This window comes from Phytobacter sp., assembly GCF_059074235.1.
This window is the reverse complement of record NZ_JCACPZ010000004.1, coordinates 1989572-2001871: the sequence shown is the minus strand read 5'-3', so window position 1 is coordinate 2001871 and position 12300 is coordinate 1989572. Positions and strand designations below refer to the sequence as shown.

The 12300-nt window shown below is 52.4% G+C and carries 13 protein-coding genes; 11 read left to right on the top strand and 2 right to left on the bottom strand.

The genetic code is table 11. The features are described 5' to 3' along the window. Positions 1 to 42: 42 nt before the first annotated feature. The 3 genes from AC5JPW_RS13515 to AC5JPW_RS13505 all read left to right on the top strand — a co-directional run bounded on the left by AC5JPW_RS13515 (position 43) and on the right by AC5JPW_RS13505 (position 1604). Positions 43 to 411: a diacylglycerol kinase gene (locus AC5JPW_RS13515; RefSeq protein ID WP_494241005.1), complete on the top strand. Its 369-nt coding sequence runs from the start codon at positions 43 to 45 to the stop codon at positions 409 to 411. Positions 412 to 519: 108 nt separating this feature from the next. Continuing rightward, positions 520 to 1134 (top strand): transcriptional repressor LexA, encoded by a 615-nt coding sequence (gene lexA / locus AC5JPW_RS13510; protein ID WP_494241003.1) that lies wholly within the window; start codon positions 520 to 522, stop codon positions 1132 to 1134. Between the two features lie 260 nt (positions 1135 to 1394). Further along, positions 1395 to 1604, top strand: coding sequence for a CsbD family protein (locus AC5JPW_RS13505; protein WP_494241001.1), 210 nt, complete (start codon positions 1395 to 1397; stop codon positions 1602 to 1604). A 103-nt stretch (positions 1605 to 1707) separates the two neighbouring features. On the opposite strand, the gene zur is transcribed toward AC5JPW_RS13505, so the two are convergent. Continuing rightward, on the bottom strand, positions 1708 to 2223 hold the full coding sequence (gene zur, locus AC5JPW_RS13500) for a zinc uptake transcriptional repressor Zur (RefSeq protein ID WP_494240999.1): 516 nt from the start codon (positions 2221 to 2223) through the stop codon (positions 1708 to 1710). Between the two features lie 276 nt (positions 2224 to 2499). Here zur and AC5JPW_RS13495 point away from each other — a divergent pair, with 276 nt between their 5' ends. The 3 genes from AC5JPW_RS13495 (at position 2500) to pspG (ending at position 5282) form a co-directional block, all read left to right on the top strand. Next, the gene (locus AC5JPW_RS13495) at positions 2500 to 3810 is read left to right on the top strand and encodes a conjugal transfer protein TraF (protein WP_494240997.1); all 1311 of its coding nucleotides are present in this window, start codon (positions 2500 to 2502) and stop codon (positions 3808 to 3810) included. Positions 3811 to 3893: 83 nt separating this feature from the next. Then, a complete protein-coding gene (gene dusA / locus AC5JPW_RS13490; RefSeq protein WP_494240995.1) occupies positions 3894 to 4889 on the top strand; it encodes a tRNA dihydrouridine(20/20a) synthase DusA in 996 nt (331 codons plus the stop codon). A gap of 150 nt (positions 4890 to 5039) precedes the next feature. Continuing rightward, on the top strand, positions 5040 to 5282 hold the full coding sequence (gene pspG / locus AC5JPW_RS13485) for an envelope stress response protein PspG (RefSeq protein ID WP_494240993.1): 243 nt from the start codon (positions 5040 to 5042) through the stop codon (positions 5280 to 5282). Between the two features lie 188 nt (positions 5283 to 5470). Here pspG and AC5JPW_RS13480 read toward each other — a convergent pair whose 3' ends face one another. Further along, positions 5471 to 6466 (bottom strand): quinone oxidoreductase, encoded by a 996-nt coding sequence (locus AC5JPW_RS13480; protein ID WP_494240991.1) that lies wholly within the window; start codon positions 6464 to 6466, stop codon positions 5471 to 5473. 60 nt (positions 6467 to 6526) lie between these two features. On the opposite strand from AC5JPW_RS13480, the gene dnaB reads away from it, so the two are divergent. The 5 genes from dnaB to AC5JPW_RS13455 all read left to right on the top strand — a co-directional run bounded on the left by dnaB (position 6527) and on the right by AC5JPW_RS13455 (position 12291). Continuing rightward, complete coding sequence (dnaB, locus tag AC5JPW_RS13475) at positions 6527 to 7933, top strand: replicative DNA helicase (RefSeq protein WP_494240989.1); 1407 nt, start codon at positions 6527 to 6529, stop codon at positions 7931 to 7933. Between the two features lie 16 nt (positions 7934 to 7949). Next, positions 7950 to 9029: an alanine racemase gene (gene alr, locus AC5JPW_RS13470; RefSeq protein WP_494240987.1), complete on the top strand. Its 1080-nt coding sequence runs from the start codon at positions 7950 to 7952 to the stop codon at positions 9027 to 9029. A 114-nt stretch (positions 9030 to 9143) separates the two neighbouring features. Continuing rightward, positions 9144 to 10337, top strand: a complete 1194-nt coding sequence (gene tyrB, locus AC5JPW_RS13465) for an aromatic amino acid transaminase (protein WP_494240986.1) — start codon at positions 9144 to 9146, stop codon at positions 10335 to 10337. 150 nt (positions 10338 to 10487) lie between these two features. Next, positions 10488 to 11195, top strand: a complete 708-nt coding sequence (aphA, locus tag AC5JPW_RS13460) for an acid phosphatase AphA (protein WP_494240984.1) — start codon at positions 10488 to 10490, stop codon at positions 11193 to 11195. A 160-nt stretch (positions 11196 to 11355) separates the two neighbouring features. Continuing rightward, on the top strand, positions 11356 to 12291 hold the full coding sequence (locus AC5JPW_RS13455; protein WP_494240983.1) for a LysR family transcriptional regulator: 936 nt from the start codon (positions 11356 to 11358) through the stop codon (positions 12289 to 12291). Positions 12292 to 12300: the final 9 nt, after the last annotated feature.

Sequence of the window (12300 nt, the reverse complement as noted above, 5' to 3'; positions counted from 1 at the left end):
TTACATAGAGATTGATGCTCATTACATAAAAAGGTTCTTTTAATGGCCAATAACACCACTGGCATTACCCGCATCATTAAAGCGGCCGGTTATTCATGGAAAGGCGTCCGCGCAGCCTGGATAAACGAAGCTGCCTTTCGTCAGGAGTCCGTTGCGGTCATTCTGGCAATTATTATCGCTTGTTTCCTTGATGTCGACGCCATCACCCGCGTATTGCTGATCGGTTCGGTGGCACTGGTCATGATCGTTGAAATTCTTAACAGCGCGATTGAAGCGGTCGTTGACCGGATTGGTTCGGAATTGCATGAGTTGTCCGGGCGCGCGAAGGACATGGGCTCAGCGGCGGTACTGATGACCATTCTGGTTGCACTCTTTACCTGGGTTTCACTGTTGTGGGGCCATTTTCGATAAGCCTTCCAGAATTGCGCTAACTGCTGGTTTTTTGCGTAATTTTGGTTTCAAAATCGCCTTTAGCTGTATATACTCACAGCATAACTGTATATACACCCAGGGGGCGGAATGAAAGCATTAACGGCCAGGCAGCAAGAGGTGTTCGATCTCATTCGTGATCGAATCAACCAAACGGGCATGCCGCCGACGCGTGCGGAGATCGCGCAACAGTTGGGGTTCCGTTCCCCAAACGCAGCTGAAGAGCACCTGAAAGCGTTAGCGCGTAAAGGTGTACTTGAGATTGTTTCTGGTGCGTCCCGCGGCATTCGTTTGCTGTTGGACGTCGCAGAAGACAATGGTTTGCCGCTGGTTGGGCGTGTAGCGGCAGGTGAGCCGTTGTTGGCGCAGCAGCATATCGAAGGTCACTATCAGGTTGATCCGTCCTTGTTCAAGCCAAATGCCGATTTCCTGCTGCGCGTTAGCGGCATGTCAATGAAAGACATTGGTATTATGGATGGCGATCTGCTGGCAGTGCATAAAACTCAGGATGTGCGTAACGGCCAGGTGGTTGTTGCACGTATTGATGATGAAGTCACCGTCAAACGACTGAAAAAACAAGGTAATACCGTTCAGTTACTGCCTGAAAACAGCGAATTTTCCCCGATTGTTGTGAATCTGCGCGAGCAGAACTTTACGATTGAAGGTCTGGCTGTTGGTGTGATTCGCAACGGTGAGTGGTTGTAATTCCTCTTCATAACCGTGGTTCAGCGTCCCGCTGCCACGGTTTTGTTTTATAAAACAAAATCTTAAATAACCTTCATCCTCAGCGCCTCTCCCAATCTGTTCGATTTACCTTCTTATAATTGTCTTTTGAATGGTTAAAAATTCCGAATAAATCCTCTGCAGTATGATCCCTGACTACAATTATTCTCACGTTCAGGATATTCAGAACGTAACGACGGACGATGATTCGCTATTCACAACCGAACGATGAGGACATGACTATGAATAAAGACGAAATCGGCGGTAACTGGAAACAGTTCAAAGGTAAAGCGAAAGAGAAGTGGGGGAAACTCACTGATGATGACATGACCGTCATCGAGGGTAAACGTGACCAACTGGTAGGTAAAATTCAGGAAAGATACGGCTACGCAAAAGATCAGGCGGAAAAAGAAGTTGTTGACTGGGAAACCCGCAACGAATACCGCTGGTAGCCTTCAAACCCTCTGAATATGCATTGAAGTGACTACCCTGCCCGACGGTACATGGACGTACCACCCTCTTAACACAACGAATTGAATGCACTCTCAACCGCCACTAGCGCGGTTTTTTCTTAACCAGAATCGAGTGATCGTGGTGACATTCGCCCTGGTGACGACAAGCTTCCACTTCCGCACATTTGGAACACAGACCATGTGCTTCAATGACATTATGGCGTAAGGCAAATCCTAATTTTGCAGCCAGTGAATGCATAATATCTTCCACCCCTTCCGCTTGTTCTTCTTTCACGACGCCGCAGCGATCGCAAATAAACATGGCCGATGTATGAGTTGGCTGATCAAAAAGATGGCACAACACATAGCTGTTAGTAGACTCCACTTTGTGCACAAACCCCTGCTCCAGCAGGAAGTCCAGCGCACGATAAACGGTGGGTGGTTTTGCCTGGGGTTCACTCTCGCGCAGCAGGTCCAGCAAGTCGTAGGCACTGATTGCCCCTTCCTGCAAACTCATTAACCGCAGAACCTCGAGGCGCTGAGGAGTCAGGCGCACATTGCGCTGCACGCACAGTTTTTCGGCCTGCGCTAGCATCTCTTGCGAAGTGGTCTTTTCCATTGTCGTCCTCTCATTTCCCGGCGGCATAATCTCTCACTTTACCATGTTCTGCTCTAAACGCCGAGATCGCGCGCAGATGCCGCTCACTTTCACATTCGCGGTACGTCTTCTATAAATAATGAAGGTCATTTCTTATAACTATAAATTTCTGCCGACTTTTGCGTATTTGGCAGAAATAGCCATTTTTCCAATGTTATTCGCAGCAATAGAGCATTCCCGTTGATGTAAAAAAGAACGGGGCATAGAAAAACTCATCTGACTACGAGACACATAATTGTGAAAAACAAACTCAAACTTTCAGTGGTCGCTATCGCTGTCTCCTTTTGCGTGGCAAATCAAGCGGGGGCAGCCAATACCTGGGCGGAGGCACGTAGTGATGCTATGGGTGGTACCGGCGTCGCTTCGGCAAGTTATGGCAGTGGGGCGCTGATCAACCCTGCGCTTCTGGCAAAAGCAAAACCTGATGATTCTGTCACCGTCATCTTGCCGAGTATCGGTGTGCAGGTGACTGACAAAGACGATCTGCGTAACGAGATTGACGATATCAACGACAAAATCGACGGTTATAAAGATTTTGTCGATAACCTGACACCCGCACAGGTGCTGTTGAATCCTGCTGCGGTTGTTGATGAATTCCAGAATGCTGCCGGGGATCTGGCGGATGAACTGCAATTCCTTAAAGGCAAAACGGCGCAGGCAAAAGCCAGTGCGGGTATTGCGGTCAGCATTCCAACCGATGTGGTTTCCATGGCCTTTGTGACCAAAGCGCATGCTCATGCACGCGTCAGCACATCGGTTGATCAAAACGATATTAATTACCTGCGTGGTATCCAGAGGAGTGATACCACTGCGCTGACAGAGGCAGGCAGTGCCGCACTGTTAGGCAGCGATGAGATTACACGTCATCTGAATTCAACCGCTTCCGGGCGCGCGGCGATTGTCTGGGATTACGGTATTGCCCTTGCGCATCAGTTCGACGTGGGAGGCATACCGCTGTCGGTTGGCGTGACACCTAAACTGCAAAAAACCTGGGTCTACAATTACACGACCTCCATTTATGATTACAACAGTGATGACTGGAACAACGATCGCTATCGTACCGATGACTCCGGTTTCAACGTAGACGTCGGCCTGGCAGCAGATCTGACCGAAAACATCACCGTAGGCTTGACCGGCCAAAACCTGGTCTCACGTAATATCGATACCAAAGATATCCGTATCGAAAACGGCATGACGGGTGAAGTCAGAAACTACAAAGACACCTATCAGATAAGCCCACTTGTCACTGCAGGGGTCGCCTGGCAGAACGAACTGCTGACCCTGAGTGCCGATGGCGACCTGACGGAAACCAAAGGCTTTAAGAGCGAAAAAAATTCCCAATACGTTGGAGTGGGTGCCGAAGTTCGTCCGCTTAGCTGGCTGGCTGTTCGTGCGGGTTACCGTGCGGATGTCAAAGGGGATGACAAAAATGTCTTCACAGGCGGTGTCGGTTTCGCACCGTTCAATAAAGTACATGTCGACCTGATGGGTCTTGTGGGCGAGGACCAAACCTGGGGTGCAGGCGCACAGCTTAGCGTGACGTTCTGATCCCTCACCGGAGGCCTCGCGCCTCCGGTTTTTCTTTGTGCTATAGTAGCGCCCCATTTTTCCGTAAAGCTTATTTATTCGCCATGTCGCCAGAAATTCAGCCCGCTGCTTACCCTGCCCACCGCTTTTCCATCGCGCCGATGCTCGACTGGACGGACAGGCATTGCCGTTACTTCCTGCGCCAGCTTTCCCGCCATACGCTGCTCTACACCGAAATGGTGACGACAGGGGCCATTATTCACGGTAAGGGTGACTATCTGGCCTACAGCGAAGAAGAGCATCCGGTGGCATTACAGCTTGGTGGCAGCGACCCTGCTGCGCTGGCGCAGTGTGCAAAACTGGCTGAACAACGCGGTTATGATGAGATTAACCTGAACGTAGGTTGCCCGTCCGATCGCGTGCAGAACGGCATGTTCGGTGCCTGCCTGATGGGCAATGCGCAACTGGTCGCGGACTGCATCAAAGCGATGCGCGATGTGGTGTCGATTCCGGTGACAGTGAAAACCCGTATCGGGATTGACGATCAGGACAGCTACGAATTCCTCTGCGATTTCATCAATACGGTGTCGGGCAAAGGCGAATGTGAGATGTTTATCATCCATGCGCGTAAAGCCTGGCTGTCCGGCCTGAGTCCGAAAGAGAACCGTGAAATTCCACCGCTGGATTACCCGCGAGTCTATCAACTCAAACGCGATTTCCCGCACCTGACCATGTCCATCAACGGCGGCATTAAATCGCTGGAAGAAGCACTATCTCATCTTGAGCATATGGATGGCGTGATGGTTGGGCGCGAGGCGTATCAAAACCCTGGGATTCTGGCGCGTGTCGACAGGGAGATTTTCGGCGTTGATGCTCCGGATGCGGACCCGGTTGCGGTTGTGCGTGCCATGTATCCATATATTGAGAATGAGCTGCAACAAGGCACCTATCTGGGCCACATTACGCGTCACATGCTGGGATTGTTCCAGGGTATTCCGGGGGCACGTCAGTGGCGTCGTTACCTCAGTGAAAACGCGCATAAGCCAGGGGCCGATGTGGCGGTGCTGGAGCATGCGTTAAGCCTGGTGGCAAATCGTTAAAGTTTCACTAAATGTTCGTCAATTTCACTAAGCCCTGCACGTCGTTGCAGGGCTTTTTACTGATAAATCAAAGGGAAATAGATTGGCACGCTTCTTGAAATAACACTGGCATGAGAGTCCACGTCATGACTCATTTATCGGGAGCGCGCCATGTTGGAATTACTGTTTATTATCGGCTTTTTTATCGTGTTGCTGGCAACAGGAGTATCGTTGTTGGGCATCCTGGCCGCCATTTTAGCGGCAACCGCATTGATGTTTTTAGGCGGGCTGTTCGCCATGATGATTAAGTTGCTGCCGTGGTTATTGCTGGCGGTCGCGGTCGTCTGGGTGATTCGCGCCATCAAAGCACCAAAAGTGCCTCAATATCAGCGCAATAACGGCAGACGTTACTAAAGGTTTGAGTGTTAGATCACAACCTCGACACTTTTCCAGGCGCATTGCTAAGAACCGAATAGGATTTATATATCAAATCTGTCACTATCGCGCCGTCAAAGAATTCATCGAGCTGTACCCTACATACAGCCGAACTAAAAAAAGAATGGGCTTCCTTCGGGAAGCCCTAATTCTTTCTTCCTCATGAATTATTTAGAGGATGAAGGTATCAGCAAACTCGATCCCTGCGTTGCGCGACTCTCCAGCGCTTCATGTGCCCGCTGTGCATCTTTCAGCGCAAACTTCTGCGCTTCAGCCACATCAACTTTAATCACGCCGCTGGCAATCAGTGAAAACAGTTCGTTGCTTGCCTCTTCCAGCTCTTCACGATTGGTCACATAACCGTTGAGTGACGGACGGGTGGCGTACAGAGAACCCTTCTGATTCAGAATGCCGAGATTCACCCCGGTCACCGGGCCGGACGCGTTGCCGAAGCTCACCATCAGCCCCTGACGTTGCAGGCAGTCGAGAGAGTCTTCCCAGGTGTCTTTACCCACGGAGTCATATACGACGCGCACTTTTTTGCCGCCGGTAATCGCTTTTACTCGCTCAACGATGTTCTCTTCGCGATAGTTAATTACCTGCCAGGCTCCCGCCTGCAACGCACGCTGCGCTTTTTGGGCTGAGCCGACGGTGCCGATAAGTTTCGCGCCCAGCGCTTTCGCCCACTGGCAGGCAATCAGACCAACGCCGCCTGCTGCGGCATGGAACAGGAAGGGTTCGTCAGGTTTGATCTCGTAGGTTTTACGCAGCAGATAAAAGACCGTCAGTCCTTTCAGGAAGGAGGCCGCTGCCTGCTCAAAAGAGATCGCGTTTGGCAGAATAGCGACTTTGTCTGCCGGCACATTGTGCACTGAGCTGTACGCGCCGAGACCAGACTGCGCATAGACCACGCGATCGCCCACTTTTATGTGGCTCACCGCACTGCCCACTTTGCTCACCACGCCCGCGGCTTCAGTACCCAGGCCGCTCGGTAGAGACGGCGGCGGATAGAGACCGCTACGGATGTAAGTATCAATGTAGTTAATGCCAATCGCTTTGTTTTCTACCTGTACGTCGTTCGCCGCCGGGTCGGCGGGGGTAAACTCAACGGCTTGCAGGACATCCGGGCCACCGTGCTTGTGAAATTCAATTCTTGTCGCCATGCTCCCTCCTGAATGTGATAATCTTTCGACCCATTCTCTATCTCGGTAACTCCATTCACTATGGCAGGAAATAAACCCTTCAACAAACAGACTGAACCCCGCGACAGACAGCTCGAAGGGATGAAAGTGCCGCCTCATTCTATTGAAGCGGAGCAGTCAGTGTTGGGCGGTTTAATGCTGGATAACGAGCGTTGGGACGACGTGGCAGAACGCGTTGTCTCTGAGGATTTCTATACTCGCCCGCACCGCCATATCTTTACTGAGATGCATCGTTTGCAGGAGATGGGCAAGCCTATCGACCTGATTACGCTGGCAGAATCGCTGGAATTACAGGGGCAACTGGACAACGTCGGCGGCTTCGCTTATCTGGCCGAGTTGTCCAAAAACACCCCAAGTGCGGCGAACATCAGCGCTTATGCAGACATCGTGCGCGAACGTGCAGTTGTGCGTGAGATGATCTCCGTTGCTAATGAAATCGCCAGTGCCGGTTTTGACCCGCAGGGACGCTCCAGTGAAGACCTGCTCGACCTTGCTGAATCGCGGGTTTTTAAAATTGCTGAAAGCCGCGCCAACAAAGATGAAGGGCCGAAAAACATCGCCGATGTGCTTGAGGCAACCGTTGCGCGTATCGAACAGCTCTTTCAGCAGCCGCACGATGGTGTAACTGGGGTCAACACGGGGTATGACGATCTCAATAAGAAAACCGCAGGCTTGCAGCCGTCGGATCTGATTATCGTCGCCGCACGTCCGTCGATGGGTAAAACCACCTTTGCGATGAACCTCGTGGAAAATGCGGCGATGCTGCAGGACAAACCGGTACTGATCTTCAGTCTTGAGATGCCCTCCGAGCAGATCATGATGCGTTCTCTGGCCTCGTTGTCGCGTGTCGACCAGACCCGTATTCGTACCGGCCAGCTTGATGATGAAGACTGGGCGCGTATTTCCGGCACCATGGGCATCTTGCTGGAAAAACGTAACATCTATATTGATGATTCCTCTGGCCTGACGCCGACGGAAGTGCGCTCTCGCGCACGACGTATCGCCCGCGAACATGGCGGTATCGGCCTCATCATGATCGACTACCTCCAGCTGATGCGCGTACCGTCGCTCTCCGACAACCGTACGCTGGAAATCGCTGAAATCTCCCGCTCGCTGAAAGCGCTGGCCAAAGAGCTCCAGGTGCCGGTGGTGGCGCTGTCGCAGCTTAACCGCTCGCTGGAACAACGTGCTGATAAACGCCCGGTTAACTCCGACCTGCGTGAATCTGGCTCCATCGAGCAGGATGCCGACTTAATCATGTTTATCTATCGTGATGAGGTTTATCACGAGAACAGCGACCTGAAAGGGATCGCGGAAATCATTATTGGTAAGCAACGTAACGGTCCGATCGGTACGGTGCGTTTGACCTTTAACGGACAGTGGTCGCGCTTCGACAACTATGCCGGTCCTCAATATGATGATGAGTAATTTCTAAGGAATTCAAATGCAAGCGGCAACTGTTGTAGTCAACCGCCGCGCTCTGCGACATAACCTGCAACGCCTGCGTGAACTGGCTCCCGCCAGTCGCCTGGTGGCGGTTGTGAAAGCGAACGCCTACGGACACGGTCTTCTTGAGACCGCGCGAACGCTCCCCGATGCTGACGCTTTTGGCGTCGCCCGTTTTGAAGAGGCCCTTCGCTTGCGTGAAGGAGGCATCACCCAACCTATTCTGCTGCTTGAGGGCTTCTTCAGCGCCGACGAGTTACCGCAGGTTTCCGCCTTGCACCTTGATACCGTCGTGCACAGCGTCGAACAACTGGCTGCGCTGGAGACGGCTGAACTGACGGAACCTGTCACCGTCTGGATGAAGCTCGACACTGGCATGCATCGCCTCGGTGTCAGGCCGGATGAGGCTGAAGCCTTCTATCAGCGCCTGACGCAGTGTAAAAATGTGCGTCAGCCGGTGAACATTGTCAGCCACTTTGCCCGCGCTGATGAACCCGACTGTGGGGCCACCGAGCGTCAGCTTGATATCTTCACCACCTTTAGTGACGGCAAACCAGGCCAGCGTTCGATTGCGGCATCCGGCGGTACGCTGTTATGGCCGCAGGCGCATTTTGACTGGGTGCGTCCGGGTATCATTCTTTACGGTGTTTCACCGCTTGATCGCCATCCGTGGGGCGAGGATTTTGGTTTCCAGCCTGCGATGACCCTCACATCCAGCCTGATCGCCGTACGCGAGCATAAAGCCGGTGAACCCGTGGGCTATGGCGGTACATGGATAAGTGAACGCGATACGCGACTCGGTGTGGTGGCAATGGGCTACGGAGATGGTTATCCGCGCGCTGCGCCGTCTGGCACTCCGGTGCTGGTGAATGGGCGTGAAGTGCCGATCGTTGGGCGCGTGGCGATGGACATGATCTGCGTTGATTTAGGACCAGAAAGCCAGGAGCAGGTCGGCGATCCGGTCATCTTCTGGGGCGTAGGTTTACCCGTCGAGCGTATCGCGGAAATCACCGGCATCAGCGCCTATGAGCTGATAACGCGTCTGACCTCACGCGCAGTCCTGAAATACGTCGACTGATTTTCCGTGGGGTGAAAGCAGTGAACCCGCTTTCACCCCCATCTCCCGCTCGATCTTCCCTCGCTTCCGGTTTATTGTGTTCATCTTGCCACTGTAAACCTGGAGAACCACCTCGTGTTTCAGAAAGTTGACGCCTATGCGGGCGACCCCATCCTGACGCTGATGGAGCGTTTCAAAGAAGATCCCCGTAGCGACAAAGTAAATCTCAGCATCGGGCTCTATTACAACGAAGACGGTATTATTCCGCGTCTGCAGGCCGTTGCCGAAGCAGAAGCCCGTCTGAATGCCCAGCCGCATGGCGCTTCTCTCTATTTACCGATGGAAGGGCTGAATACCTACCGCAACACCATTGCGCCACTGCTGTTTGGTGCCGAACACCCGGTACTGACGCAAAAACGCGTGGCCACCATCCAGACGCTGGGCGGTTCCGGCGCGCTGAAAGTCGGGGCCGATTTCCTCAAACGCTACTTCCCGAATTCCGGTGTCTGGGTTAGCGATCCAACGTGGGAAAACCATGTTGCCATCTTTGAAGGTGCAGGTTTTAACGTCAGCACTTACCCGTGGTTTGACAGTGAGACCAACGGCGTGCGCTTCAGTGCGCTGCTGGAAAAACTGGAGACGCTTCCGGAGCAGAGCATCGTTCTACTGCATCCGTGCTGCCATAACCCGACCGGCTCAGACCTGACCAACGAACAATGGGATGCCGTGGTGACCGTGCTGAAAGCACGTAATCTAATCCCGTTCCTTGATATCGCGTATCAGGGTTTTGGTGCTGGTATGGAAGAAGATGCCTACGCTATCCGTGCTATTGCGGACTCTGGCCTGCCTGCGCTGGTGAGCAATTCGTTCTCCAAAATTTTCTCTCTTTACGGTGAGCGTGTTGGCGGCCTGTCGATTGTCTGTGAAGACGCCGATGCGGCATCCCGCGTACTGGGACAACTGAAAGCGACGGTGCGACGTAACTACTCCAGCCCACCGAATTTTGGTGCTCAGCTTGTCGCGACCGTGTTGGGTGATACCGTGCTGAAAGCTTCCTGGCTGGCGGAAGTGGAAACCATGCGTACCCGCATTTTGTCCATGCGTCAGGAACTGGTTAACGTGCTCAAAGAAGCAGTACCGGGGCGTAACTTTGATTACCTGCTGAAGCAGCGCGGCATGTTCAGCTACACCGGACTGAGCGCTGCGCAGGTCGATCGTCTGCGTGAAGAGTTTGGCGTTTACCTTATCGCCAGCGGGCGTATGTGTGTGGCCGGGCTTAACAGCCGCAATGTACATCGCGTGGCACAGGCCTTCGCCGCCGTCATGTAATTGCCTTATATTTTCCTCCCGCAAGGGAGGAAAAGCCCCTCGCTTCGTAGAAACGTCTTTCCTTACCCCCCTTCAGGCGGTATGGTCGAAGAGCTTTTTGACCAATTGCGCAAATTCTAAGCATAACAAACTGAAAATTTAGGGATAAATATGCGAAAGGTAACATTAGCTCTCTGCTTGTCGTTTTCGCTATTCAGCACTGTTTCTGCTCTAGCTTCCACGCCAACGCCGGACAGTGCTGTTGGAACTAACGTCGCCAAACTGGCCGAGCAAGCGCCTATTCATTGGGTTTCCGTGGCCCAGATTGAGAATAGCCTCGTGGATCGTCCGCCGATGGCGGTAGGGTTTGATATCGACGACACAGTGCTCTTCTCAAGCCCTGGCTTCTGGCGCGGCAAGAAAACGTACTCCCCGGACAGCGAAGCCTACCTGCAGAACCCCGAGTTCTGGGAAAAGATGAATAACGGCTGGGACGAGTTCAGCATTCCAAAAGAAGTTGCGCGCGCGCTGATTGCGATGCATGTGAAACGTGGTGACAGCATTTATTTTGTGACCGGGCGTAGCCAGACGGCGACTGAAACCGTATCCAAAACCTTGCAGGACGATTTCTTGATCCCTGCCGCCAATATGAATCCGGTGATTTTCGCCGGTGACAAAGAAGGGCAGAACACCAAAACCCAGTGGCTGATAGATAAGCAGATCAAAATTTTTTACGGTGATTCGAACAATGACATCACCGCAGCTAAAGAGGCTCAGGCACGCCCGGTGCGTATTCTTCGCGCCTCAAACTCTACCTATCGACCGTTGCCGCAAGCGGGTGTGTATGGTGAAGAGGTCATTGTGAACTCTGAATATTGATGGTTTTTCTGCTTCCCAGAAGAGCCTATTTATATGAAATATGTATGATTGCTGGAAAAGGCGCGGGTGCTGCAGTGCGGTACGTTATGATGATTTTCAGTGGCAGACTCAGTTTCCGTCTGCCCTGAAATAGGTAACGGTGAAGGTAAAGACGTCCACGATGAATCTTGATGCCAGCGATCTCAAAAATCTGCGAATTTTTCTCCTGGTTGCCGAATCCAGCGGTTTCGCCAATGCCCAGTTCATACTCAATAAAGATGCATCGACGATTAGCCGTGCCGTCGCTACTCTGGAATCTCGCCTGGGACTGACGCTTTGTACTCGAGGTCGCCAGGGATTTGCCTTAACGGATGCCGGCCGCGCTGTTCAGGAAGAGGGACGAAAAATTCTCTTATCCCTCCGCGCTTTTGAACATAAACTCGACAGTCTGAAAAATGAAGGCGGCGGGCGAGTCGCCATTGGGATCATTGATAACATTGTCGGTGACAGTGCATTCCCACTTCATGAAGCCATCAGGGATATTTCAAGCCGATTCAATGATCAGGTTGAGTTATCTGTCTACGTCGAATCCCCCTATGAACTCGAACGACAGTTGTTGCGTAAAGATCTTGATATCGCTATCGGTATTTTTGACCGCCACCATGAAGCGCTGGTTTATCAGGATCTCTACCTGGAGGAAGACCGGCTCTATTGTGCTCCCCAAAGTGCTATTGGCCTGCTGCTGACTCCTGATCTTACGATGGCAGAAGCCAGGGGGGTGCTCTCATTGCAGAACTTTGTGGCACGCAATTTCCTCAATGAGTCAGACCTGCAATGTCTCGGGTTTCCAGTGGCCGGTGATGTGGCTTATACCTCGAATGTTGAAGCTATTGCGCTGATGGTCATGTCGGGTAAGTATCTGGGATTTCTTCCTTGCCACTATGCCCGAAGGATGGTGGATGAAGGGGCACTCATTGCTGTCTTTCCCGACAGCATACGACGGGCATCACTCATGCAACTGGTGTTTCGTAAAGGAGACGACCACGTCAGAAACGTGGTCAGGTACTCGCTGGAGAGTATCCATGGCTGTATCCGCCAGCCTGACTACAGCCAATAAAAGGTGCAG

Coding starts and splice junctions, on each gene's coding strand:
- aphA (WP_494240984.1), top strand. CDS start 10,488: ATGCGAAAGGTAACATTAGCTCTCTGCTTGTCGTTTTCGCTATTCAGC.
- AC5JPW_RS13505 (WP_494241001.1), top strand. CDS start 1,395: ATGAATAAAGACGAAATCGGCGGTAACTGGAAACAGTTCAAAGGTAAA.
- AC5JPW_RS13515 (WP_494241005.1), top strand. CDS start 43: ATGGCCAATAACACCACTGGCATTACCCGCATCATTAAAGCGGCCGGT.
- AC5JPW_RS13455 (WP_494240983.1), top strand. CDS start 11,356: ATGAATCTTGATGCCAGCGATCTCAAAAATCTGCGAATTTTTCTCCTG.
- lexA (WP_494241003.1), top strand. CDS start 520: ATGAAAGCATTAACGGCCAGGCAGCAAGAGGTGTTCGATCTCATTCGT.
- dnaB (WP_494240989.1), top strand. CDS start 6,527: ATGGCAGGAAATAAACCCTTCAACAAACAGACTGAACCCCGCGACAGA.
- zur (WP_494240999.1), bottom strand. CDS start 2,223: ATGGAAAAGACCACTTCGCAAGAGATGCTAGCGCAGGCCGAAAAACTG.
- pspG (WP_494240993.1), top strand. CDS start 5,040: ATGTTGGAATTACTGTTTATTATCGGCTTTTTTATCGTGTTGCTGGCA.
- AC5JPW_RS13480 (WP_494240991.1), bottom strand. CDS start 6,466: ATGGCGACAAGAATTGAATTTCACAAGCACGGTGGCCCGGATGTCCTG.
- dusA (WP_494240995.1), top strand. CDS start 3,894: ATGTCGCCAGAAATTCAGCCCGCTGCTTACCCTGCCCACCGCTTTTCC.
- alr (WP_494240987.1), top strand. CDS start 7,950: ATGCAAGCGGCAACTGTTGTAGTCAACCGCCGCGCTCTGCGACATAAC.